We start from the raw sequence: 21,836 nt of genomic DNA, 5'->3' as shown, positions 1-21,836 counted from the left end.
CCTTGGGCCGGCATCGGCGCGCTCAGGGGGCCAGCGGCTGCTCGACGATTGCCATGCGCCGCGCGATGCGCTGCGCCGCCTGCGTGTCGCCCGCCTGTTCGGCGCGCAGGCGCTGCACGCCCAGCCACGCCAGCAGCGGCCGGCGCCAGCCCTGGTCCGAGGCGGTGGCCACGGCCGTATCGAGCAGTTCCGGCGTGGCGCGGCTCGAGCGCAGCAGCACGCCGGCCGCCACCAGTTGCGACAGCGGGTCCTTGATGGCCGCCACGGCGCTGGCGGCGGCCGTGTCGGAGCTGGCGCTGGCTGCCGCCCGCTGCGCTTCCGGCAGCAGGGCGACGTCGGCCGCCTGCGCCTTGCCTGCCAGCCAGGCCGCATACGCGCGGTCGGCGGCTGTCGCATCGGCTTGCAGGGCGTCAAAGCCGCTGCAGTCTTCGAACGCCAGGCTGGCCACGCGCGTGGCGCAGCGCAGCAGTTCGATGCGCGCCACGAGTTCAAGCTTGCCCGTACCGGCCACCTGGCTGCGGGCACGCCGGAATTCCGTCTGCTCGACGAGGGCGTTGCCGCCCAGGTAGGCCGCCTGGAAGCGCTCGACGGAACTTTGCGCATTCATTTTCCAGTCCGGCACGGGCGGGCCGCTGGAGCAGGCGGCAAGCAAGGTGCACAGCAGGGCGGCGATGGCGGGGCGGGATATTTTCATGGCAGTTTGATCTCCGGATTGCGCTTGAACGGCCATTTGCGGTTGATTTCATTGACCAGCTGCTCGACCTTGCGCAGATTGCTTTCCACGTCGGCGCGCAGCGGACCCAGGTCGGCTGTCGCCGCCTTGGCATTGGCGCCCACGGCTTGCGCCTCGACCAGCACGGCGTCGACTTTTTTCAGGCTGTTGCGGGTGTCGGCCAGCAGGGCGTTCAGCTGCACGATGGTCGCCTGCGCATCCGTCATTACGCCCTTGTCGCCGAAGACGCGCGTATCGGCATTCGCCACCAGGCCGTCCGTGCGGCGGGCCAGCTGGTCCGCCGTGATCAGCAGGGCATTGGCCCGCTCGACCAGCAGGCGCGACTGCTTGTCGTCGCCGGTCAGCAAGCCCATGGCGCCGCCCGGGCCGCTCAGCTTGCCGGTGACGGCCTGCACATTGCGCAAGGTGCCGTCGAGCGCGGAATCGGTGCCCGTCAGGCTGGCCACGTTGTTCAGCAAGTCCTTGGCGGCGGCCAGCAGGCGGGGGATTTCCGCCGCCATGTCGCCCACCAGCAGGTCGCGCGTGGCGTCGTCTGGCAGCGGCGGGTCCGTCAGGATGCCGCTGTAGGCGCGCAGCTTGGCGCCGCCCACGATGCCACGTTCCAGGGTGAAGATGGAGCTGGTGCGCAGCCAGTGCGCGTCTTTTCTCGGCACGTCGATGATGACGCGCGCGCGGCCGTCCGGCGCCAGCTCGATGCGTTGCACGCGGCCGATGGGAAAGCCGGAAAAGGTCAGGTCGGCGCCCACGCCGACGCCGTCGGAATCGTCGGCCGTCAGCACCAGCGTCTGCGTCGCTTCGAAGGCGCCGCGCGCATACATCAGGTAGACGACGGAGCCGACCACCAGCACGAACATGAAGACGAGCAGGATGGCCGCCTTCAGTTCGGCGTGGCGCACGGGCGGCGGGGCGGGCAGCACGGAATCTTGCGTGAGACCGGCGGGCGCCGTGACGTCGACCTGGTCGGGATTCGGGGGTTGGCTCTGGCTCATGGCTTCTGGCTCTCGTATGGGTGGTTCGGGATCGCTGGCGGTGGCGGGCGGGGCATCAGTAGTAATTGCCCATCAGCGAAGCCACTTCGACCAGCAGGATGACGGAAAACAGGCGCAGCATTTCGGACAGGCCGTGCGCGGCCCACAGGCGGTTGCGCCGGCCGTGCGGCTCCTCCGGATAGTAGGAAGAGGCCAGCGGGATCAGGGCCACGGCAAAGCTGAAGAAGATGACCTTGAGCATCAGGATCAGGGCCACGGCCGGATTGAATATCTGCCCCACGACGCGCGTGTAGCCCTGCAGCGCCCACGGCGTAAAACCGTAGATGGTGACATAGGCGAGGATGAGCGAGGTGACGCAGCTGACGATAGCCAGCATCCACACGGCGAAGATGCCTGACATGACACGCGGAAAGTATTCGCGGCGCAGCAGGTCGACGCCCTGGCGCTGCATTTTCTCGAGCATGCCGGACGAGCGCATTTGCGCGAACGCAATGCCGTCGGGCAAGGTCAGGCGCAGCGCCACGAACAGGGCGGCCGTCAGCGGTATCAGTTCCAGCACCAGCACGCGCACCACCATTTCCAGCGCATAGCGCGACAGGCCGTAGCTTTGCGCGCTGACGACGACGATGCGTATCAGCACCAGGCTGACCAGCGCGCAGGCGACGCTGAACCACACGAGGTTCGGCGCCGTATTCGTCACCAGGCGGTGCGCGAGGATGGGGCGGTTGTCGCGGTTATAGCTCGATGGCGACAGGGCCAGCGAAAACACGAGGATGGCGAAATGCAGCATGCGCCACCAGCTGACCAGCCAGGCCATGGTGGCCCGGTGCAGGCGGCGCAGGCTGATGATGAGGGAGACGGATAGGGTCATCATGGCATCTTAACATTGGATGCGTTCGATACAAGCGATTGTCCAGCAGTGCACGGCAGGCCCGCTATTGGCCGGCCACGCTGGCGACGCTGTGGATAATCGCGTCGGCCGCCGCCCGTACCCGGGCAGAACGGTTCAGGTCGGCATGCATGACCAGCCACACGTCGTAGCTTTCCGCCCGCTCGGGCCAGATGCGCACGAGCTGCGGGTCGATGTCGCCCAGGTGCGTGGCCAGCTCGGCCACGCCCAGGCCCGCGCGCGTGGCGTCCTGCAGCATCGCCGCCGAGTTTACTTCCATGGCGACCCGGGCGTTGGCGACGGGTTCGCCGGCGATTTTCTCCGCATGGCGGGGCGTCACGGAATGGTGGTAGATGACGATGTCGTGGCCGGCCAGCGCCGTGCCGCGCACGGGTTCGCCCCGTTCGGCCAGGTAGCTTTTCGACGCGTACAGGCCCAGGCTGCGCTTGACGAGGTGGCGCGAGATCAGGTCCGGATCGGTGGGGCGCACGCCGCGCACGGCCAGGTCCGCTTCGCGCCGCGTCAGGCTGGCCAGCGCGGGCGCCACGTTGAGCACGATGCGGATGTCCGGATGGGCCGCATGCAGCTGCTGCATGGCGCGGATGACGAAATGGCTGGCCATGGTGTCGGTGGTGGCCACGCGCACCAGGCCGCTTAAACGATTGTCGACGCCCTGCATCTCGCGCTGCAGCTTGTCGGCCGCCCGTTCCATGGCTTCGGCCGCCGTGAGCGCCAGTTCGCCGGCCGGCGTGGGCACGTAGCCGGACGGCGTGCGCAGGAACAGGGTGGCGCCCAGCGAGCTTTCCAGCGCGGCCAGGCGGCGCCCGCACGTGGCCTGGTCGATGTGCAGCAGGGCCGCCGCGCCGCGCAGGGTGCCGGCCCGGCCGATGGCCAGAAAGATGCGCGCGTTATCCCAGTCCATAAGCCCAGTCCATGACTTGTTTCCCTGTCGTTAACTTGATGCATTTTTGCATCATGGTGCTGATTTTATGCCTGTTTACTGCATCATGCAACGCTCGCATAATGGCTGCCCCGCTGTCCCTGCAAGGAAATACCATGTCCGCCCCCACACCACTCCTGCTGACCCTGGCGTTCGGCTTCGTCATGGCGATGATTGACGTCACGGCCGTCAACGTGGCCCTGTCCGATATCGCGCTGGACCTGGCCATACCGCTGACGGGCCTTGTCTGGGTGGTCGACGGCTACACCCTGACGTTTGCCGCGCTGCTGCTGGCGGGCGGCGCGCTGGCCGACCGCTACGGCCCGAAAGCCGTGTACCAGGGCGGCCTGGGCGTCTTCCTCCTCGGCTCGATCCTGTGCGGCGCCGCGCCCGACGGGCATTTCCTCACCGCCGCGCGCTTGCTGCAGGGGGCGGGCGCGGCCCTGTTCATGCCCAGTTCCCTGAGCTTGCTCACGCACAGCTTTGACGACGAGCGCGAGCGCACGCGCATGCTGGGCGCCTGGTCGGCCCTGGTGGGCGTGGCCGGCGCGTCCGGCCCCTTGATCGGCGGCATACTTGTGCACCAGTTCGGCTGGCGCAGCGTGTTCTGGGTGAATGTGCCGCTCGGTGTGCTGGCCATCGTCATGGCGCAAGTGCTGCTGGCCGCGCCGGCGCGCCAGCCGCGCGATCTGTCGCTGCTCAGCCATGCCCTGGGCGTGGCGGCGCTGGCGGGCCTCAGTTTCGTGCTGATCGAAGGTCCCGTGCTGGGCTGGCTGTCGCCGGGCGTGCTGGCGGCCGGGGCCTTGACGGTGCTGTCCGCCGGGCAATTGCTGCGGCGCGAGCGCAGCGGCAGCCATCCGCTGTTGCCGCGCGCACTGTTCCACAGCAGCAGCTTTGGCGCGGCCAATGGCGTGGGTTTCCTGATCAATTTTTGCGTGTTCGGCCAGCTGTTCTTATTGAGCCTGTTCCTGCAGCAGTCGGGCGGCGCCGATGCCTTGCAGTCGGGCTTGCGCCTGCTGCCCATGATGGCGGCCTATACGGTGGGAAACTTTATGGCGGGAAGTATTGCGGCGCGTTATGGCACGCGCTTGCCCATGCTGCTAGGCTTGCTGGTGGGCGCTGGCATGGCCTTGCTGCTGATGGCCTTGCGTCCGGGCACGCCATATTTTCTGCTGGCGCTGGGCACGGCAGTCATGAACGTGGCCATCGGCATCGCCATTCCCGCCATGACGGCCACCGTGATGCGGGTGGCCGGCAAGCTGCATGCGAACAGCGCGGCGGCAGCCCTGAATGCGAACCGCCAGATCGGCGCCCTGGTGGGGGTGGCCCTGATCGGCAGCATCCTGCACATGGTGCCGGACTGGTCGCTGCGCTTGCCGCTGGCCTACGCGACGATTGCCGTCGCGTATGGCCTGGCGGCGTGCCTTGTGTACAAGCATGTACATTTGCCCAAGGCCGTGGCCGCCTTAAGCTAGCTTACTGTTCGCGCGTGCTGCGCCACTCCACCAGTTCCTCGATGGTGAGGATCGGCATGCCGTGCAATTCGGCGAAGCGTTCGATATCGTCGCCGCGCATCATGGTGCCGTCCGGGTTCATCAGCTCGCACAGCACGGCGGCCGGGTTCAGGCCCGCCATGCGCGACAGGTCGACGGAGCCTTCCGTGTGGCCACGGCGCTCGAGCACGCCACCGGGCGCGGCGCGCAGGGGAAATACGTGGCCAGGGCGCACCAGGTCGGATGGCTTGGCGTTCGGCGCGATGGCGGCGCGGATGGTGGTCACGCGGTCGGCGGCCGACACGCCCGTCGTGACGCCGTCGCGCGCCTCGATGGAGATCGTGAACGGCGTGCCGTAGCGGCTGCCATTGTCGGACGACATGGGCGGCAATTCCAGCGCGCTGACGACGTCCGTCGGCAGGCACAGGCAGACGATGCCGCTGCATTCGCGGATCAGCAGGGCCATGGTTTCGTTCGTCAATTTTTCGGCCGACAGGATCAAATCGGCTTCGTTTTCACGGTCGAAATCGTCGAGCAGGATGACGGGAATGCCGGCGCGCATGGCGGCCAGGGCGGATTGGATGCGACCTTCCAGGTCGTTGGAAAGCAGGGTGTAGCTGTTGACTAACATGGTGAAACGCTCCTCGCATAGGCGAAAAACGCTGCAGGGCAAGCGAATAGACGCAGCCGGCCGCATCGACAGGTCGATCGGACATCGCGTTTACTGCACATCTTCTTTCATCCGGACTATACCGTCGGCTCTGGAATCACACCAGATCTGCTGACCTTATCAGGCGAAGCCTGACAAGCGCTCGCGGGCTTGACCGTTGCCGGTCTTACCGCCGGTGGGGAATCGCACCCCGCCCCGAAGACGTATTGTTGTGCCGGTCCACATGACCGGCGGCAATACTTTAGCACAATTGAAAGAAGCTGGCAGGGCACTGTTGAGTTTCTCATTCGGCAAAGTTGCCTGGGGAAAGCAGTTTTTCCTAAGCTGTTTTTAATGGCGGAAAGACGATTTCAGTGTAAGGTACGCTTACTGAATCTTACCGTTGAGAATACATGAAGCTGAGTAAATTACGCCTGATCTCGGGCGCCGTCTTGCTGGCGTGCGCCTGCATGGCCCAGGCGGAAGTCCGTTTGAGCGATCCCCTGCCGCTGGCACCAGAAGTTACCGTCGGAAAACTGCCGAACGGCTTGACCTATTACATCAAGAAAAATGCCCGTCCCGCGCAAAAAGTGGAATTGCGCCTGGTGGTGAAAGCCGGTTCCATCCTGGAAGATGACGACCAGCAAGGCCTGGCCCATTTCACGGAACACATGGCCTTCAATGGCTCCACGCATTTCAAGCGCAATGAGCTGATTTCCTATCTGCAATCGATCGGCGTGAAGTTCGGCGCCGACCTGAATGCCTACACGAGCTTTGATGAAACCGTGTACGTGCTGCCGATTCCGACGAACAAGAAGGAAAACCTGGAAAAGGGTTTTCTCGTGCTGGAAGACTGGGCGCATGGCTTGAAATTCAATCCGGCCGATATCAACAGCGAGCGCGGCATCGTGCTGGAAGAGGCGCGCCTGGGCAAGGGCGCCAGCGACCGCATGAACAAGATCCTGTATCCGAAGCTGCTGAACGGTTCGCGCTATGCGGAACGCATGCCGATCGGCAAGGAATCCGTCTTGAAAACGTTCAAGCCGGAAGCCATCAAGCGTTTCTACAAGGATTGGTACCGTCCCGACCTGATGGCCGTGATGGTGGTCGGTGATGTGGAACCGAAACAGGCTGAAAAGCTGATCCAGCAGCATTTCGGCAAACTGAAAAATCCCGTGAAACCGCGTCCGCGCCTGTATGCGGAAGTGCCGCAGCGCTCGCAAACGGAAGCGCTGGTGATCACGGACAAGGAAGCGCCGGACGACACCGTCTTCATCCGCTACCCGATCCGCGCCGCGCAGGAGCCCGTCACCATTGCCGACTACCGCCGCCAGATGATCGAAAACCTGTATGGGCAAATGCTCAGCGCGCGTATGCAGGAATTGACGCAGCAAGCCAATCCCCCGTTCATCCAGGGCGGCAGCAGCATGGGCAAGCTGGTGCGCGGCTATGAATCGTTCAGCGCGTATGCCTTGTTGGGCAAGGGCGGCGTGCAGCCGGCCGTCGATGCGCTGGTGCAGGAAGATGAGCGGGCGCGCCGCTTCGGTTTCAGCCAGGACGAGCTGGACCGCGCGCGCAAGAACATGCTGCGCAATTACGAGCGCGCGTACAGCGAGCGCGACAAGTCCGATTCGGCCGGTTTCGTGGCCGAGTATTCGCGTAACTTCCTGGAGCAGGAAGCCATCCCCGGCATCGCCAATGAATTGCTGTACGCGCAGGAACTCTTGCCGCAAGTAACTCTGCAGGAAATCAACGAGACGGTGGCCAAGGTGATTCCCGACCAGCAGAAGAAACTGGTGGTCTTCATGGGCGCCGAGCCGAAAGCGGGCGCCAGCGTGCCGACGCAGCAGCAATTGCTCGACGCGGTGGCGAAGGCCGAGCAGCAAACCATCGAGCCGCGCACGGAAAAAGTCCTGGCCAGCAAGCTGATGGACGGCCCGCCGGCCGGCGGCAGCATCGCCTCGGAAAAGTTGAATAGCGCCATCGGCGTGACGGAACTGACCCTGGGCAATGGCGTGCGCGTGCTGCTCAAACCCACGGACTTCAAGAATGACCAGGTGCTGATGGGCTCGACGCGTTTCGGCGGCCAGTCGCTGTTTGGCGATGCCGACATCTACAACGCCCGCTACGCGAGCGCCGTGGTCGGCAGCATGGGCCTGAAAGACCTGGCGCCGCTGGACTTGCAGAAAGTGCTGGCCGGCAAGACGGTCAACGTGGGCGCTTCGCTGGGCGAACTGAGCGAAGGCTTTGGCGGCTCGGCCAGCAGCGCCGACGTGGAAGCCATGCTGCAACTTGTGTACCTGTATTTCAACGACGTGCGCAAGGATGCGGGCCTGTACCAGTCCTTCATCGGCAAGCAGCAGGACCTGGCGAAAAACAGCATGGCGCAGCCGGAGGCCGTGTTTTACGATGCCATCCAGCACGCCATGTTTGGCGACAACCCGCGCGTCGATGGCGTGCCGCGCGTGGCCGACTTCGACAAGGTGGGCCTGGACCGTTCGCTGGAAATCTTCCGCCAGCGTTTTTCCAGCGCGCGCGGCATGACCTTCATCTTCACGGGCAGCTTCGAGCTCGACAAGATCAAGCCCCTGATCGCCAGCTACCTGGGCACCTTGCCCGTGGCCGACGTGCCGCACGCCTACCGCGACGTGGGCATGCGCCCGGTGACCGGGATCGTCAAGAAGGATATCTACATGGGCAGCGAGCCCAAAAGCACGATTTCCATCACCTTCAATGGCGACGTGGCGTATTCGGACGAGCAAAAGCTGACCCTGCAGGCGCTGGGCGAGGTGCTGAACCTGAAAGTCATCGAAGTGCTGCGCGAAAAGATGAGCATGATCTATGGCGGCGGCTTTGAAACCTCGATGGGCCAGCATCCGTACGGCCATTACTCGGTGGCCTTGAACTTGCCCACCGGACCGGAAAACGTGGACAAGGTGATCGCCGCGGCGTTTGCCGAAATCAACAAGATGAAGACGGATGGGCCATCCGCGGCGGACCTGGAAAAGGTCAAGCTGAACTGGATCACGCGCCAGCAGAAATCCTTGCGGGAAAACAACTACTGGATGAACCAATTGATGGGTTCGGTAACGCAGGGGCGCGATCCTGCGCACATCCTGCGCTACGAGCAGCGCGTGCGCGCCATCACGCCGCAAGCCGTGAAACTGGCGGCGCAGCGCTACCTGGACATGCACAATTATGTGCAGGTAGTGCTGTATCCGGAACGTAAAAACGTTGCAGCCAAGTAAGCTTCATTGTTGAACTGCAGGGGCGGCAGTGTGGCGAAGCTGTTAAACTGCTGCTTATTGATGTGATCGCAATTTAACAAGCAAGGAAATACGATGGCTAAGAAAGAAGAACTCGATCCGGAGACCCTGGAGTTGATCAACTGGTGTATCGAGGTCGAAGGCTTCCTCGTGGCGGGCGGCGCCACCGTGGCGCAGGCGCAGGACCACATCGAAGAACAGGTCGAGTGGTTTACCGACCAGTTCTACGACGGCTTGACGCCGGAAGAGGCAGCCAAGGAAGCCTTGGCCTGACCTTTCAGTCAGACTTCAGCAAGACATATGCGGGCGGTGCCTGCCGGGCATCAGCCTGGTAGCGCCGCCCGCTTTGCTTTTCTGAAAAGATTTCCGCATGGAAATTGTTTATAATTCCACATTTTATTCTTTACCCAGGCACCCATGACACTCCGTTCGCGCATTCTCCTCCTGTGTTTCAGCACCTTGCTGGGCATCGTCCTCATCGCCTCGTTTTCCCTGTATTCCTTGCGCCAGACCATGATGGCGGAAAGGGTGGAGCAGCTGACGGTGCTGGTGGAATTGGCCAATGCCTCGGTGGAAAAGGCGTATGCGCTGGAACAGTCTGGCAAGCTCACGCGTGAACAGGCGCAGCAGCAGGCCAAGCTGGCCATCGGCAGCTTCGTCAAGGACGAGATGTATTATTTTGTGCGCGATTTCAGCACGGACTTGCTGTACGTGCACCCGAATGCGTCGCGCATCGGCGTGCCGCAAAAGAACATGAAGCAGTCGGGCGACCGCTACCGCGCGGCGCTGGCCAACAGCCGCATCGGCCTGGTGCAGGCGGACGGCACGCGTCCGGGCGTGAAGGACCCGGTGGCGAAGATGTATGCCGTGGTGAAATTTGCGCCGTGGGATTGGCTGATCGGCACAGGCACGTATATCGATGACATCAACCACAAGTTCTGGGCCCAGGCGGGCGTGCTGCTGGCCATCGGCGGCGCGCTGATGCTGGTGGTGGGCGCCCTGGCGGCCTTGATGCTGCGCCGCATCCTGGGCCAGCTCGGTGGCGAACCCGACTATGCAGCGGCCATCGTGGCGCAAATCGCCCAGGGCGACCTGACGACGCAGATCGATACGCGTCCCGGCGATACGTCCAGTCTGTTGATGGCGATCAAGGCCATGCGCGACAACCTGGCCCATCTGGTGAGCCAGGTGCGCACCGATGCGGAATCCATTTCCACGGCGTCGGGCGAGATCGCTTCCGGTAACCACGACCTGTCGGCGCGCACGGAACAGCAGGCGGGATCGCTGGAAGAGACGGCCTCGACCATGGAAGAAATGACCTCGACCGTGCGTCAGAATGCGGACAATGCACGCCAGGCGAACCAGCTGGCTATTTCTGCCTCGCAAGTGGCGAGCCAGGCGGGCGGTGTCGTGAGCCAGGTGGTCGACACCATGGGCGCCATCAATGCCTCGTCGAAGAAGATCGGCGACATCATCGCCGTCATCGACGGCATCGCCTTCCAGACGAATATCCTGGCCTTGAACGCGGCCGTGGAAGCGGCGCGCGCGGGCGAGCAGGGCCGTGGCTTCGCCGTCGTCGCCAGCGAGGTGCGCAACCTGGCGCAGCGTTCGGCTGCGGCCGCCAAGGAGATCAAGCAATTGATCGACAGTTCCGCCGAGCAAGTGGGCGCCGGTGAAAAACTGGTGGCGCTGGCGGGCGAGACGATGGAAAAAGTCGTCTCCAGCGTGCAGCATGTGACCGATATCGTGGCCGAAATTTCCTCGGCCAGCGCCGAGCAAAGCGCTGGCATCGAGCAGATCAACCAGGCCATCGTCGAGATGGACAACATGACGCAGCAAAACTCGGCCCTCGTCGAGCAGGCGTCGGCGGCGGCGCAAGCCATGAACGAGCAGGCGGCGGGGCTGGCGCAGATCGTCAGCGTGTTCAAGGTGGGTGCAGTGGCGCCGGCAGCGGCAGCACTACAGCGCAGCGTGCCTGCGGCGCGGCGCCTGACGCGCTAAGCGCTTTTTTCTGTCACTGGGGAACTTAACCCCGGCTCACCTGTCCAAACTTTTTCGTCCGCACTGGACGCACAGAAGAGGTGAGCATGACAGACGGTTTTTCCTATCACGCGGCGTTCGCCCGCAACCTGGGCTGGGTCACGCAGGCGGAGCAGGATAGCTTGCGCGGCAAGCGCGTGGCCATTGCCGGCATGGGCGGCGTCGGTGGCGTACACCTGCTGACCCTGGCGCGGCTCGGCATCGGCGCCTTCCACATCGCCGATTTCGACACCTTCGATATCGCCAACTTCAACCGCCAGGCTGGCGCCATGGTCTCCACCCTGGGGCAGCCCAAGGTGGCCGTGCTGGCGCAGATGGCGCGTGACATCAATCCCGAACTTGAGATTAAACAATTTCCAGACGGTATACACGACAGCAACTTGGCCGAGTTTTTTGCCGGTGTCGATCTGTATGTGGATGGCCTGGATTTCTTCGCCTTTCCCGCGCGCCAGGCTACCTTCGCCACATGCGCCCGCTTGGGTATCCCCGCCATCACGGCCGCGCCGCTGGGCATGGGCACGGCCGTGCTCAGTTTCATGCCGGGTGGCATGACGTTCGAAGAGTATTTTGGCTGGGGCGACTTGCCAGAAGAAGAGAAAGCCTTGCGCTTCCTGGTCGGATTGGCGCCGGCCGGCTTGCACGGCCCCTATCTGGTCGACCCGTCCGCCATCAACCTGAAGGAGCGGCGCGGGCCGTCGACCATCATGGGCTGCCAGTTGTGCGCGGGCGCGGCCGCGACGGAAGCCTTGAAGATATTGTTAAAGCGGGGCAAGGTGATGGCGGCGCCGCACGGCATGCATTTCGACGCCTACCGCAACAAGCTCGTGCATACCTGGCGTCCGGGCGGCAACCGTCATCCGCTGCAGCGCCTGACGATGGCCATCATCAAGCGGCGCCGCGCGGCGCAGGGGGCATAAATGGCGCAAGCACCGCAGATCGATCCCGTACTGGAAAACATCCTCGAGCAGGCGCGCTGGGCGCCCAGCGGCGACAACACGCAGCCGTGGCGCTTTGAAGTCGTGGACCCGCGGCACGTGATCGTGCATGGCTTCGATACGCGCAGCCATTGCGTGTATGACCTCGACGGCCATCCCAGCCAGCTATCGCTCGGTGCCTTGCTCGAAAGCATGGCACTGGCGGCCAGCAGCCATGGCTTGCGCATGGAAGCGCGCCGGCGTCTGTCCATGCCCGACACGCTACCCACCTTCGATGTGCGCCTGGTCGACAGTCCCGGCATGCAGCCCGACCCGCTGGCGGCCTTCTTGCCGCAGCGCAGTGTGCAGCGGCGCCGGCTCAGCACTCGCAGCTTGCGCGCCAGCGAAAAGGCGGCGCTGGCGGCCAGCTTGCCGCCCGGGTACGGCGTGCAGTGGTTCGAAGGCGGGCGTGCGCGCCTGGCCTGCGCGCGCCTGATGTTCGACAATGCGAAGCTGCGCCTGACCATGCCCGAGGCGCACAAGGTGCACCGCGACGTCATCGAATGGGGCGCGCGCTTCAGCAGCGACCGCATCCCGGAGCAGGCGCTCGGCGTCGACCCGATGACGGCGCGCCTGATGCGCTGGGTCATGCACAGCTGGCGCCGCGTGGATTTTTTCAATACCTGGCTGGCCGGCACCGTCGCGCCGCGCCTGCAGATGGACTTGCTGCCGGGCCTGTATTGCGCCGCGCATTTCATGCTGCTGGCCGATGCGCCGCCGCGCCACATCGACGATTACGTGGCGGCCGGCCGCGCCATGCAGCGCTTCTGGCTGACGGCCACGCAGCTGGGCCTGCAATTGCAGCCGGAACTGACGCCGCTGATCTTTGCTCGCTATGTGCGCGAACGGCGCACTTTTTCGCGCACCGATGGCATGCAGGAGCTGGCGCAGGAGCTGGCCGCGCAATGCCAGGCCGTGCTGGGCGCCACGGCGGTTGAGCGGGCCGTGTTTCTCGGGCGCATAGGCGCCGGGCCGGCGGCCAGTGCGCGCTCGCTGCGCCGTCCGCTGCAAGACTTGCTGGTGGCGCCAACGGCGGGGCAGTGAGGCGCGCGTGACGCCATGCATGCGCCTCAGCCTTGTCGGCGCCGTGGCGCCAGGCTGGCCAGCGCTGCCAGGCCAGCCGCCATTAGCGGCAAGGTTCCCGGCAGCGCCACTGGCGTGACGCCTGGCACGTAGACCAGTTCGGAACTGTTCAGCATGTTCAACACCAGCGTGTAGTTGCCCGCCACCAGGTGATCCGTGACGGCGCTGTACTGCCCGCCGCACGTCGTGCCGATGCCGGTGCCTGTGGGTGCGCCGCAGCCGCTGGGGTCGTAGGTGAACATGCTGCCGCTGGTGAGCGGCGTTTGCGCGTAGCCGGTATTGAGGTTGGCGGCATCGGCCAGTTCGGTGCCCCCCAGGATGCCGGAACCGAGGTTGCCGTCGGGCGCCCAGCTGAAGACGATCTGGCCATGTTCATCGATGATGCTAAACGTCATCGCCATATTCGTGGTGGCCGCCGAGCCTGTGCCGGCCAAGGCGTCCAGGTACAGCTGCATGAAGGGCAGGGCCTGGAAGTCGAAGGCCATGGTTGCGCCCGGTTGGCCGACGACAAAATTGACGGTCATCGCGGTGCTGGAACCATTGCGTCCCGAGGCGTCGGCGCTGCCGCCGCCCGCCAGGAAGGTTTCTGCCGCGTTTACGGTGTGTGTGCTGGTCGAGCCCGGTGGAAAGGGGGGGATTTGCGAGGTGACGATTTGCGCCTCGCCGCGCGCATACGAGGCATTGCCCATGCCTTGCCGGGTGAAATCATTCTCTCCCTTGGTGACGGCGCCGCGTGTCGCTTGCGGCGCGTCGATCTCATTGCTGCCGCCCTTGATGATGCTGCTGCCGTTGAGCGTGGCGGTGGTGCGCGACAGGTCGATGTTGCTGAGCAGGGAGACGGAGCCGGAGGGATTGCTGATGACCAGGCCAAAGACACTGGTGTACGAATAGCCGTAGGCGGCGGCGCTGGCGGTGCCGCTGCTGGCCAGCAGCAGAAAGGCTAACAAGACCATTGGCAGTCGGGTGCAAGAAAATGTAGTCATGAAAAATCCTCATCTCCTGATCGGCCGCGTTGTAAGGAAAACCGACAGGCTTGCCACATAAAAAAGGCGAGGAGAGCCTCCTCGCCTGTGAATCCCCCTGTTGCCTGGTTCAGGCGGCAACCTTGCGACGACGGGCATAGCCCAGGCCAGCCAGACCCAGGCCCAGCAGAGCCAGGGTGCCGGGCTCAGGCGCGGCCTGTTTCACCAGATCCACGCTTTCCACCGCATTCAGGGTCAAGGTGTAGTTGCCGGCTGTCAAAGCATTGCTGACGGAGCTGAAGTTGCTGCCGCACGCGGTGCCGACACCGGTGCCCGTGGGCGTGCCGCAGCCGGATGGGTCGTAGGTGAACAGATTGCCGCGCGTGAGGAAATTGGTCGCCAGGCTGGTGTTCAGGTTGGCGCCATCGGCGTTTTCCGTGCCGCCCGAGATGCCCGAGCCGATCACGCCATCGGGCGTCCAGTTGAACACGGTTGCGCCGGTCGCATCCGTGATGGTGAAGGTGACGACCAGGTTGGCCGTGGCGGTGGATAGCTGCCCGACCGTGCTTTGCAGGAAGACCTGCATGAAGGGCGAGGCCAGGAAGTCAAAGCTCAGCGTTGCCGTGGGCGAACCGACGATGAAATCGACGGAGAAGCCCGTGGTCGAGCCATTGCGCCCGGACGCATCGGCCGTGCCGGCGGGGCCGTCCAGGTGGGCTTCGGCCACGTTCACCACCTGGGTGGAGGTGGAGCCGGGCGGGAACGAAGGGAACTGCGTGCTGACGATCTGCGCATCGCCGCGCGAATAGGTGTTGATGGGGCCTTGCTGCGTGAAGTTGTTCTCGCCTTTGGTGACGGCGCCGACGTTGGCGCGGAGGGCATCGAGCGAGCCGGCGCCGCCATTGATGACGCTTACGCCATTCAGGGTGGCCGTGCTGCGCGAGATGGTGGTGCTGTTGGCCACCGTGATCTGGCCCGTTGGCACGCCGATCACAAGGCCGAAGATGTTGTTGTAGGAATAGCCGTAGGCGCCCGCCTGTGCGCTACCTGCGGCGCACAGCATGGCCAGTGCCGCAGCGGCCGGGAGCAGTTTCAGTTTCGAGAGTTTCATTGTATTCACCTCGTGGTTGAGTGAGTCTGGAAGTCTTGCTGAGTCCTGTCGGCAGGTGCTCATGGCCAGTACCTAGCGACTTCCATGCCAACGCATGAGGCCCTTTTGAAATCAATGACTTGGCGTGTTTTTGTTGATGCGGTGCAGGCTTTGCCGGACTCGCTGTAAGAAAAACCGACGCTACCCGTCAAGGCTGGCTGCCTTGCGGCAACGAGCCCAGCAGGGCGTGCACATGGGGTAGCAAGCGTTGCCCTGGCACATAGTCGCGCATGGCGGTGGCCAGCTGGCGCGCCGCCAGCTTGGCCCGGCCATCGTCGAGCATGCGCGTGGCGGCATGGCGCAGGGCGGTTTCCTGGAAGCGGTCGGCGCGCAGCAGCAGGCCGGCCCCGGCCTCCGTGATGCCGTGCATGTTGAGGAATTGATCGAGGTTGCCGGCGATACCGATGACGGGTACGCCCGCCGTCAGCGCCTGCTGGCTGGTGGGGCTGCCGCCGTTGCAGATCACCAGGCTGGCACGCCGCGCGGCCGCGTCGCCCGGCAGAAAGGGCGCGACATAGGCGTTCGGCGGCACGGCGTCGACGCGGATGGTGCCGGCCGTGGCTGCCAATACGGTGACAGGCAGGGGCGCCAGCGCGCGCAGCACGCGCGGCAGCAATTGCCCTTGGCCGGAACTGCCCAGGGTGACATAGATGATGGGCCGTCCGCTGCTCAGTTCCGGACGCTGCCACCAGTCCGGCAAGTCGAGCGGCGGCGCCCAGATGATGGCGCCCAGATAGTCGTGCGTGGACGGCATGGCGTGCGGCGGGAACAGTTGCGGAATATCCGCATACAAGGTGCGGTCGGCATCCGTATAGATGCGCCGCAAGTCGCTGCCCAAGGATGGCAGGCCGTGATTGCGGCGCACGCGGTTCAGGGGCACGGCATGCGAGGCGAAGGCCAGCGGGCGGATCAGGCGGAACAGGGGGGCGGCCAGCCAGATGGGCAGCAGGCTTGTCAGGGGCAGGCTGGGCACCGTGTAGTGCTGGCGCACGTACGGACTCCAATAGGCATTGCTGAGCGTAATGTAGGGAATGCGCTGCAGGCGCGCGCTGACCGACAGCGACAGGCGGAAGTCGCCGATCACGAGGTCAGGCCGGACGGCATTGAGCAGTCGCAGATCGTCTTCCACATACGCGTGCAGGGTGCTTTCTGTATAGACGGGTTTGCCGTCGGCCAGCGCCTGCAGGAATTGCAGCGATGAAATACTGTCGATGCGCCAGCGCCGGAAGGTGGCTTGCTTGAAGCAGAAGTCGTAGCCATCGGCGCAGGCAAAATGCACCTCATATTCTTCCTCGTCCAGACCCTGGGCCAGGCTCAGAGGGCGGCCGACATGGGCCAGGGTCACTGCCTCGGCCATAAAGAGGATTTTCTTGCGCGCCATGGGGATCGCTTGCACTCGCAGGAGGAGATACCTGCCAGGTTGGAGTGGCGCCACGCTGTTTAGTTCCCCTTGGCGTGCCACTGGCGGGCGCCAGGATTTGGCCGCATCGGCTACAGTGGGGCAAAGGAGGCCACCATGCAGCCACAATTCCGTCTTGCCCCGCTGCGTGCGCACAGCACGCCCGAACCCGATATGCCGCCGCCGCCGGAAGGCGATCCCGTCACGCCGCCGCCGGAAACGCCGCCCCACATCGATCCCGTGCCCGTCGAGGAGCCGACGCCGCCGCCACCGCCCGTGAAAATGCAGTGACGGGGCGCGGTGCGCCGCGTTTATTTCCGATCGGAAATGGACTGCGGGGCCGTCGCCGGCGCCACGCCATTTAAACAACAAAAACGTCAATAAATGTTGCCGAGTGGATACAAATCAAACTCTAACTGTCGAGTGTCATGCGGCCGTCACGATTCTGTTCTTATAATGAGACATCATAAAAATTCTTGTACAGGAGACCATCATGGGCAATTCCTTGCATAACAAAATCTACCTGGGCCGGCGGCCTGTGATGACCAGCAAAAACCTCGTGGCGCTGGCCCTGGCCGGCGCCGTGGCGGGTTGTGGCCTGGCCTGGCTGCTGCTGCGCAACTATAAATAAGGGCTGTCCTGCCCGTCTTTCAGTCAGCCGTCCGCCGCGCGGGCGGTGACTGATTCACGTTGCCTGTTGCCGATGCGCAGCGGGGCGCGTACCATGGGGGCCGAACACCTGGCCTTTTATGGAAAAGTAATGAAGAACGAGAAATTAACAACCGATGAATATGACGCGCTGGAGCAAGTTGCACGCGGCATCAAGACCGAGCGCCCCAGCGCTTGCGTTGCCCGCAATGCCAAGCGCCTGTCCGGCCTGAAGCTGCTCAGCTATGCACGCGATGGCCGTCTGTCCATCACAGAGAAAGCACAGCAACTGCTGTTCCTGCGCCGCTGCATCATGGGGCTGCGCGCCGTCGCCACCGATCCCCTGACCAAGCTGGAATCGGATGTGGCTTACTTCCTGGGCAAGAAAGCCCACATCGTGGCGCGCGCCGAAGGCGAAGGCTACGACATTTCCGACAAGGGCCGCGAGTCGCTGGCCGATATCGACACCCTGGGCCTGTAAGGCTCACAACCGGCCCTCGTGGCCGGTTTTCACATCTCCCCTCACTTTTAATTTCCCCCTTTGGAGAATACTTTGGACAGCGCGATGAACTGGTCGGCCCACGAACTGACGATGACGGTCTTGATGACGCCCGATATGGCCAATTTTTCCGGCAATGTGCACGGCGGCACCATCCTGAAATACCTCGACAGCGTCGCCTATGCTTGCGCCAGCCGCTATTCGGGCAGCTATGTGGTGACCCTGTCGGTGGATCAGGTGATGTTCCTGCAGCCTATCCACGTGGGCGAACTGGTGACGTTCCTCGCGTCGATCAATTACACGGGCACGACGTCGATGGAAGTGGGTATTCGCGTGGTGACGGAAAACATCCAGCAGCGCCTGGTGCGCCACGCCAACAGCTGCTATTTCACGATGGTGGCCGTGGATGCCAACCGCAAACCGGTGGCCGTGCCGCCGCTGGTACTGGAAACGCCGGAACAGCACGCGCGCTTCGAGCAGGCCAAGCTGCGCAAGCTTTCGCGCCAGAAGGTGTCGAAGAAATAAGTCGTTGCGGACATAAAAAAACGGCCACCAGAGTGATCTGGTGGCCGTTTTTTATTGCTTGCCGCCCGTGGGCGGCATGGCGCCGTGATTAACGGTCGCCGTAGCTGCGGCGTGCGCCGTCGGTGCTGCGCGGGTTGGAACCCTTGTAGCCGCCGCCGGTGCTCGGTGCGCCGTCTTTGCGTGGTGCGCCTGGCTTGCTGAACGTGCGTTGACCTGGCTTCGCGCCGCCACGGTTGTCGCCTGGTTTCCAGCCGCCTGGACGGGCGCTCGAACGTGGTGCCGATGCCGTTTTCTTAGGCTCGAAACCTTCGATGACATTGACCGGGATCAATTGCTTGGTGAAGCGTTCGATACGCTTGACGTTCATGCCTTCAGCGTGGTTCACCAGCGAGATGGCCAGGCCATTGCGGCCAGCGCGGCCGGTACGGCCGATGCGGTGGACGTAGTCTTCCGGGAACTTCGGCAGATCGTAGTTGAACACGTGGGTGATCGTTGGCACGTCGATACCGCGGGCGGCAACGTCGGTGGCAACCAGCACCTTGACCTGGCCGCGGCGCATGCCGTCCAGGGTGCGGTTACGCGCGCCCTGATGCATGTCGCCGTGCAAGGCGGCAGCCGAGAAGCCGGCGATGTTCAGACGGTCGGCGATGGTGTCGGCGTCACGCTTGGTGGCGGTAAACACAACAGCCTGGTCCAGCGATTCGTCGCGCAGCAGGTGGTCCAGCAGGCGATTCTTGTGCGACAGGTCGTCGACGAAGTGGACGCGCTGGGTGATGTTTTCATGCTTGTTGCTCGAGCTTGCCACTTGGATGACCAGCGGGTTCTTCGTGATGCGGCGAGCCATGTTGCCGACGACGCCATCCAGCGTTGCCGAGAACAGCATGGTTTGACGGCCTTCCGGCGTCGCTTCCACGATCTTTTCGATGTCGTCGATGAAACCCATGTCCAGCATGCGGTCGGCTTCGTCCAGCACCAGGATTTCCAGTTGCGAGAAGTCGATCTTGCCCGAGTCCATGTGGTCGATCAGACGGCCAGGGGTAGCGACCAGGATCTCAGGATTCTTGGCCAGCAATTGCATCTGTTTAGGGTAAGGCATGCCGCCCAGGATCGACACAGCCTTGATGCGGCGGATGCCGGTGCTGTACTTGTCGGTATTGGTGGTCACTTGCAGGGCCAGTTCGCGCGTTGGCGTCAGCACCAGCATTTTTGGCTGGGCAGCCTTGAAACGTGGACGCTCGCCGCGGGCGCGCGATGCTTGCATTTCCTGGTTTGGCGTCTTGCCGGCGGCGCTTTGTTCGGCGCTGGCCAGTTTGTGCAGCGATGGCAGCATGAAAGCTGCCGTCTTGCCCGAACCGGTCTGCGACGAGACCAGCAGGTCACGGCCTTCGATCGCGGCTGGAATCGCTTGCGACTGTACCGCGGTTGGCGCGGTGTAGCCCGATTCGGTCAGAGCGGCGATGATGGACGGATGCAGGCCTAAGGATTCAAATGTCATTCTTTATCTTTCGTGAAAATCAGCGTTCTTGCAAAAAGCAGAACGCAAAATAGCAACGCCAACCAAAACGAAATGACTCAACTAGAAAGAAATTTCGGCACAAAAGCTTTGCGCCGGGACGGTGTCAGGTGCGACACACAAGGCGGGAGGGCTTTATAAGCGGCATCCTGTGGATGCGCTAAGGCTTGCGAAGCTGCTAAGTTTGTAGTGCATGTAACTGCGGTGTTGCCATCGCTTCAAGGAAACATATTGCAGCGCACAACGACACTATACCGTATTTGCAGCCGTTTTGCACGGCTTAAATGGGAATAAACGACAGTCCTACCACGTTTTGATCATGTTTCCTATGTGAAATCAGTAAGAATACGTAGTTTTCTTCCGTTTAATGGAGCATGGCCACGATGTCGGCGGGCAGCGGCGGCGCCTGTCGCGTTTCCCTGGCCAGGTTGATTTGCCGGGCCGCTTGCGCCACGTCGACCAGGCTGCGTTCCAGCTGGTAAGTTCCCTTGGCCTGCAGCCAAGCCAGCACGTCGGCCAGGTGCCAGATGGTGGCGCTGCCCTCATGTACGGGCGCGGGGAAGTTGTGGCGGTGTTTGTTCATCAGCTTGTGCAGGTTTTGGCGAGACAAGCCCAGCACTTGCGCCACGTCCGTCAGTCCCACGAAGTCGGGGGCGGCCTCGACCAGCACGGCCCCGGGCACGATGGCTTTCACATCGGCCATGGCGCTCAGCAGTGCTTCGCTGGCATTGCTGGCCTCGCGCGTGAATTCCAGCGCCAGGCGTCCCGCTTGCCCGATGCCGGCCAGGGCATCGTCGCAACCGCCGCCGCCCAGGCGCTCGGCCAGCGCATCGAGGTCGGTTTCGTTATCGGGCAGGCGGTATTTGAGAGTAAAGATGTAATCCATGATGGCTATCCCCTGGATTTGCGTTGCATGCAGTCGTGCATCAGCTTATTGAAAGTGCAATTGTCGACCACCCGCCGTATCGCCCGCGCATGGTTGCCGGGATTTTTCGGTGTGCTCCAGATGCAGGCGATGCAGAATTCGCCGCAACGGCAGCCGGCATCGTTGTACGGGCAGTAGATATTGCTCCAGGCATGGCTGCCACCCACTTCCACGCGCCAGCCCTGGCTTTCCGCGTGGCGCAGCGCCGCTTCGATGTCCTTCTTCGGGTGCGGGGAGCGCGCCATGCGCTGCCTCCAATGTGGGTCGATATTCTGCGGTTGTCAAGTGACAACCACAAAATATCGACCATCACCGCCTCACTCTACTTCGGGATTCACGGCCATCACTTGCGAAAAGCCGCCGTCGACGTAGGTAATCTCGCCCGTGATGCCGGAAGCCAGGTCGGACAGCAGGAAGGCGGCCGTGTTGCCGACCTCTTCGATGGTGACGTTGCGGCGCAGCGGGGCATGTTCGGCCACAAAGCCCAGGAGTTTGCTGAAATCCTTGATGCCGGACGCGGCCAGGGTCTTAATGGGGCCGGCTGAAATCCCGTTGGCGCGGATGCCGCGCGGGCCCAGCGATTCGGCCAGGTAGCGCACGGATGCTTCCAGCGAGGCCTTGGCCAGGCCCATGGTGTTGTAGTAGGGCACGGCGCGCACGGCGCCCAGGTAGGTCAGGGTCAGCACCGAAGCGCCCGGATGCAGCAGGGGCAGGGCGGCCTTGGCCATGGCGGGAAAGCTGTAGGCGGAAATGTCGTGCGCGACACGGAAGCTGTCGCGCGACAGGCCATCGAGGAAGTCGCCGGCGATCGCTTCGCGCGGCGCAAAACCGATGGCGTGCACCAGGCCATCGAGATGTTCCCAGTGGCGCGCCAGGTCGCTGAAGACGGCGCTGATCTGTTCATCGCTGGAAACGTCGCAGTCGAATACCAGTTCGCTGCCGAATTCCGCCGCAAATTCCGTGATGCGCTCCTTGAAGCGTTCGCCCACATACGTGAAGGCGAGGGTGGCGCCTTCGCGGTGGCAAGCCTTGGCGATGCCGTAGGCGATGGAACGGTTCGACAGCAAGCCCGTGATGAGGATTTTTTTGCCTTGCAAGAAAGCCATGACGACTCCTGTCTGGGTAGGTGGGCGGGGTGGGCGGATGTACAACCGGCCGC

The 21,836-nt window shown here is 63.5% G+C and carries 22 protein-coding genes and 1 riboswitch; of the genes, 10 read left to right on the top strand and 12 right to left on the bottom strand.

Going from position 1 to position 21,836, the window contains the following annotated elements:
* Positions 1-22 precede the first annotated feature (22 nt).
* From LSO07_RS20780 to LSO07_RS20765, 4 genes are all read right to left on the bottom strand, one after another.
* Positions 23-694, bottom strand: a complete 672-nt coding sequence (locus tag LSO07_RS20780) for a hypothetical protein (protein ID WP_151096460.1) — start codon at positions 692-694, stop codon at positions 23-25.
* The gene (locus LSO07_RS20775; protein ID WP_034779304.1) at positions 691-1,722 is read right to left on the bottom strand and encodes an MlaD family protein; all 1,032 of its coding nucleotides are present in this window, start codon (positions 1,720-1,722) and stop codon (positions 691-693) included. The genes LSO07_RS20780 and LSO07_RS20775 overlap by 4 nt, the downstream gene beginning before the upstream one ends.
* Positions 1,723-1,777: 55 nt before the next feature.
* Positions 1,778-2,596 (bottom strand): MlaE family ABC transporter permease, encoded by an 819-nt coding sequence (locus tag LSO07_RS20770; protein ID WP_092605990.1) that lies wholly within the window; start codon positions 2,594-2,596, stop codon positions 1,778-1,780.
* A gap of 61 nt (positions 2,597-2,657) precedes the next feature.
* A complete protein-coding gene (locus LSO07_RS20765) occupies positions 2,658-3,533 on the bottom strand; it encodes a LysR family transcriptional regulator (protein WP_070282232.1) in 876 nt (291 codons plus the stop codon).
* A 134-nt stretch (positions 3,534-3,667) separates the two neighbouring features.
* On the opposite strand from LSO07_RS20765, the gene LSO07_RS20760 reads away from it, so the two are divergent.
* Entirely contained in the window at positions 3,668-5,026 is a 1,359-nt protein-coding gene (locus LSO07_RS20760; protein WP_151096459.1) for an MFS transporter, read from the top strand.
* A 1-nt stretch (position 5,027) separates the two neighbouring features.
* Here LSO07_RS20760 and ribB read toward each other — a convergent pair whose 3' ends face one another.
* A complete protein-coding gene (gene ribB, locus LSO07_RS20755; protein WP_151096458.1) occupies positions 5,028-5,675 on the bottom strand; it encodes a 3,4-dihydroxy-2-butanone-4-phosphate synthase in 648 nt (215 codons plus the stop codon).
* A gap of 95 nt (positions 5,676-5,770) precedes the next feature.
* A riboswitch (FMN riboswitch) is annotated at positions 5,771-5,921 on the bottom strand.
* A 185-nt stretch (positions 5,922-6,106) separates the two neighbouring features.
* Here ribB and LSO07_RS20750 point away from each other — a divergent pair.
* From LSO07_RS20750 to LSO07_RS20730, 5 genes are all read left to right on the top strand, one after another.
* A complete protein-coding gene (locus LSO07_RS20750; RefSeq protein WP_151096457.1) occupies positions 6,107-8,941 on the top strand; it encodes a M16 family metallopeptidase in 2,835 nt (944 codons plus the stop codon).
* A gap of 93 nt (positions 8,942-9,034) precedes the next feature.
* Positions 9,035-9,232, top strand: coding sequence for a hypothetical protein (locus LSO07_RS20745; protein WP_010399555.1), 198 nt, complete (start codon positions 9,035-9,037; stop codon positions 9,230-9,232).
* A 144-nt stretch (positions 9,233-9,376) separates the two neighbouring features.
* The gene (locus LSO07_RS20740) at positions 9,377-10,960 is read left to right on the top strand and encodes a methyl-accepting chemotaxis protein (RefSeq protein ID WP_151096456.1); all 1,584 of its coding nucleotides are present in this window, start codon (positions 9,377-9,379) and stop codon (positions 10,958-10,960) included.
* A gap of 86 nt (positions 10,961-11,046) precedes the next feature.
* The gene (locus LSO07_RS20735) at positions 11,047-11,916 is read left to right on the top strand and encodes a ThiF family adenylyltransferase (RefSeq protein ID WP_034779294.1); all 870 of its coding nucleotides are present in this window, start codon (positions 11,047-11,049) and stop codon (positions 11,914-11,916) included.
* Positions 11,917-13,017 carry a nitroreductase family protein gene (locus LSO07_RS20730; RefSeq protein ID WP_151096455.1) on the top strand — a complete coding sequence of 367 codons (1,101 nt, stop codon included), beginning with the start codon at positions 11,917-11,919 and terminating at the stop codon, positions 13,015-13,017.
* 26 nt (positions 13,018-13,043) lie between these two features.
* Here LSO07_RS20730 and LSO07_RS20725 read toward each other — a convergent pair whose 3' ends face one another.
* The 3 genes from LSO07_RS20725 to LSO07_RS20715 all read right to left on the bottom strand — a co-directional run bounded on the left by LSO07_RS20725 (position 13,044) and on the right by LSO07_RS20715 (position 16,549).
* Positions 13,044-14,009, bottom strand: coding sequence for an EDSAP-1 family PEP-CTERM protein (locus tag LSO07_RS20725; RefSeq protein WP_225317472.1), 966 nt, complete (start codon positions 14,007-14,009; stop codon positions 13,044-13,046).
* A gap of 139 nt (positions 14,010-14,148) precedes the next feature.
* The gene (locus LSO07_RS20720) at positions 14,149-15,129 is read right to left on the bottom strand and encodes an EDSAP-1 family PEP-CTERM protein (protein ID WP_151096453.1); all 981 of its coding nucleotides are present in this window, start codon (positions 15,127-15,129) and stop codon (positions 14,149-14,151) included.
* A gap of 187 nt (positions 15,130-15,316) precedes the next feature.
* A complete protein-coding gene (locus tag LSO07_RS20715) occupies positions 15,317-16,549 on the bottom strand; it encodes a glycosyltransferase (protein WP_151096452.1) in 1,233 nt (410 codons plus the stop codon).
* A 135-nt stretch (positions 16,550-16,684) separates the two neighbouring features.
* Here LSO07_RS20715 and LSO07_RS20710 point away from each other — a divergent pair, with 135 nt between their 5' ends.
* From LSO07_RS20710 to LSO07_RS20695, 4 genes are all read left to right on the top strand, one after another.
* Positions 16,685-16,858 carry a hypothetical protein gene (locus LSO07_RS20710; RefSeq protein WP_191909741.1) on the top strand — a complete coding sequence of 58 codons (174 nt, stop codon included), beginning with the start codon at positions 16,685-16,687 and terminating at the stop codon, positions 16,856-16,858.
* Positions 16,859-17,060: 202 nt separating this feature from the next.
* Positions 17,061-17,198 (top strand): hypothetical protein, encoded by a 138-nt coding sequence (locus LSO07_RS20705; protein WP_162483240.1) that lies wholly within the window; start codon positions 17,061-17,063, stop codon positions 17,196-17,198.
* A gap of 129 nt (positions 17,199-17,327) precedes the next feature.
* Positions 17,328-17,696 carry a hypothetical protein gene (locus LSO07_RS20700; RefSeq protein WP_034779283.1) on the top strand — a complete coding sequence of 123 codons (369 nt, stop codon included), beginning with the start codon at positions 17,328-17,330 and terminating at the stop codon, positions 17,694-17,696.
* Positions 17,697-17,780: 84 nt separating this feature from the next.
* Entirely contained in the window at positions 17,781-18,239 is a 459-nt protein-coding gene (locus LSO07_RS20695; RefSeq protein ID WP_034750191.1) for an acyl-CoA thioesterase, read from the top strand.
* Between the two features lie 88 nt (positions 18,240-18,327).
* On the opposite strand, the gene LSO07_RS20690 is transcribed toward LSO07_RS20695, so the two are convergent.
* From LSO07_RS20690 to fabI, 4 genes are all read right to left on the bottom strand, one after another.
* Positions 18,328-19,734, bottom strand: coding sequence for a DEAD/DEAH box helicase (locus LSO07_RS20690; RefSeq protein WP_035820280.1), 1,407 nt, complete (start codon positions 19,732-19,734; stop codon positions 18,328-18,330).
* Positions 19,735-20,116: 382 nt separating this feature from the next.
* Positions 20,117-20,638: a helix-turn-helix transcriptional regulator gene (locus tag LSO07_RS20685; protein ID WP_099394683.1), complete on the bottom strand. Its 522-nt coding sequence runs from the start codon at positions 20,636-20,638 to the stop codon at positions 20,117-20,119.
* Between the two features lie 5 nt (positions 20,639-20,643).
* Entirely contained in the window at positions 20,644-20,922 is a 279-nt protein-coding gene (locus LSO07_RS20680) for a hypothetical protein (RefSeq protein WP_151096451.1), read from the bottom strand.
* A gap of 72 nt (positions 20,923-20,994) precedes the next feature.
* The gene (gene fabI, locus LSO07_RS20675; RefSeq protein WP_151096450.1) at positions 20,995-21,783 is read right to left on the bottom strand and encodes an enoyl-ACP reductase FabI; all 789 of its coding nucleotides are present in this window, start codon (positions 21,781-21,783) and stop codon (positions 20,995-20,997) included.
* Between the last annotated feature and the right edge of the window lie 53 nt (positions 21,784-21,836).

This window comes from Janthinobacterium sp. PLB04 (assembly GCF_021165895.1).
Lineage (GTDB): Bacteria > Pseudomonadota > Gammaproteobacteria > Burkholderiales > Burkholderiaceae_D > Janthinobacterium > Janthinobacterium lividum.
This window is presented reverse-complemented; position numbering and strand designations above follow the sequence as displayed.

Excerpts from the sequence above, each read along its gene's own strand:
- LSO07_RS20725 (WP_225317472.1), bottom strand. The coding sequence starts at position 14,009 with ATGGTCTTGTTAGCCTTTCTGCTGCTGGCCAGCAGCGGCACCGCCAGC.
- LSO07_RS20760 (WP_151096459.1), top strand. The coding sequence starts at position 3,668 with ATGTCCGCCCCCACACCACTCCTGCTGACCCTGGCGTTCGGCTTCGTC.
- LSO07_RS20740 (WP_151096456.1), top strand. The coding sequence starts at position 9,377 with ATGACACTCCGTTCGCGCATTCTCCTCCTGTGTTTCAGCACCTTGCTG.
- LSO07_RS20750 (WP_151096457.1), top strand. The coding sequence starts at position 6,107 with ATGAAGCTGAGTAAATTACGCCTGATCTCGGGCGCCGTCTTGCTGGCG.
- LSO07_RS20700 (WP_034779283.1), top strand. The coding sequence starts at position 17,328 with ATGAAGAACGAGAAATTAACAACCGATGAATATGACGCGCTGGAGCAA.
- LSO07_RS20730 (WP_151096455.1), top strand. The coding sequence starts at position 11,917 with ATGGCGCAAGCACCGCAGATCGATCCCGTACTGGAAAACATCCTCGAG.
- LSO07_RS20780 (WP_151096460.1), bottom strand. The coding sequence starts at position 694 with ATGAAAATATCCCGCCCCGCCATCGCCGCCCTGCTGTGCACCTTGCTT.
- LSO07_RS20735 (WP_034779294.1), top strand. The coding sequence starts at position 11,047 with ATGACAGACGGTTTTTCCTATCACGCGGCGTTCGCCCGCAACCTGGGC.
- ribB (WP_151096458.1), bottom strand. The coding sequence starts at position 5,675 with ATGTTAGTCAACAGCTACACCCTGCTTTCCAACGACCTGGAAGGTCGC.
- LSO07_RS20765 (WP_070282232.1), bottom strand. The coding sequence starts at position 3,533 with ATGGACTGGGATAACGCGCGCATCTTTCTGGCCATCGGCCGGGCCGGC.
- LSO07_RS20710 (WP_191909741.1), top strand. The coding sequence starts at position 16,685 with ATGCAGCCACAATTCCGTCTTGCCCCGCTGCGTGCGCACAGCACGCCC.
- LSO07_RS20695 (WP_034750191.1), top strand. The coding sequence starts at position 17,781 with ATGAACTGGTCGGCCCACGAACTGACGATGACGGTCTTGATGACGCCC.
- LSO07_RS20715 (WP_151096452.1), bottom strand. The coding sequence starts at position 16,549 with ATGGCGCGCAAGAAAATCCTCTTTATGGCCGAGGCAGTGACCCTGGCC.
- LSO07_RS20720 (WP_151096453.1), bottom strand. The coding sequence starts at position 15,129 with ATGAAACTCTCGAAACTGAAACTGCTCCCGGCCGCTGCGGCACTGGCC.
- LSO07_RS20685 (WP_099394683.1), bottom strand. The coding sequence starts at position 20,638 with ATGGATTACATCTTTACTCTCAAATACCGCCTGCCCGATAACGAAACC.
- LSO07_RS20680 (WP_151096451.1), bottom strand. The coding sequence starts at position 20,922 with ATGGCGCGCTCCCCGCACCCGAAGAAGGACATCGAAGCGGCGCTGCGC.
- LSO07_RS20690 (WP_035820280.1), bottom strand. The coding sequence starts at position 19,734 with ATGACATTTGAATCCTTAGGCCTGCATCCGTCCATCATCGCCGCTCTG.
- LSO07_RS20775 (WP_034779304.1), bottom strand. The coding sequence starts at position 1,722 with ATGAGCCAGAGCCAACCCCCGAATCCCGACCAGGTCGACGTCACGGCG.
- LSO07_RS20770 (WP_092605990.1), bottom strand. The coding sequence starts at position 2,596 with ATGATGACCCTATCCGTCTCCCTCATCATCAGCCTGCGCCGCCTGCAC.
- LSO07_RS20705 (WP_162483240.1), top strand. The coding sequence starts at position 17,061 with ATGGGCAATTCCTTGCATAACAAAATCTACCTGGGCCGGCGGCCTGTG.
- LSO07_RS20745 (WP_010399555.1), top strand. The coding sequence starts at position 9,035 with ATGGCTAAGAAAGAAGAACTCGATCCGGAGACCCTGGAGTTGATCAAC.
- fabI (WP_151096450.1), bottom strand. The coding sequence starts at position 21,783 with ATGGCTTTCTTGCAAGGCAAAAAAATCCTCATCACGGGCTTGCTGTCG.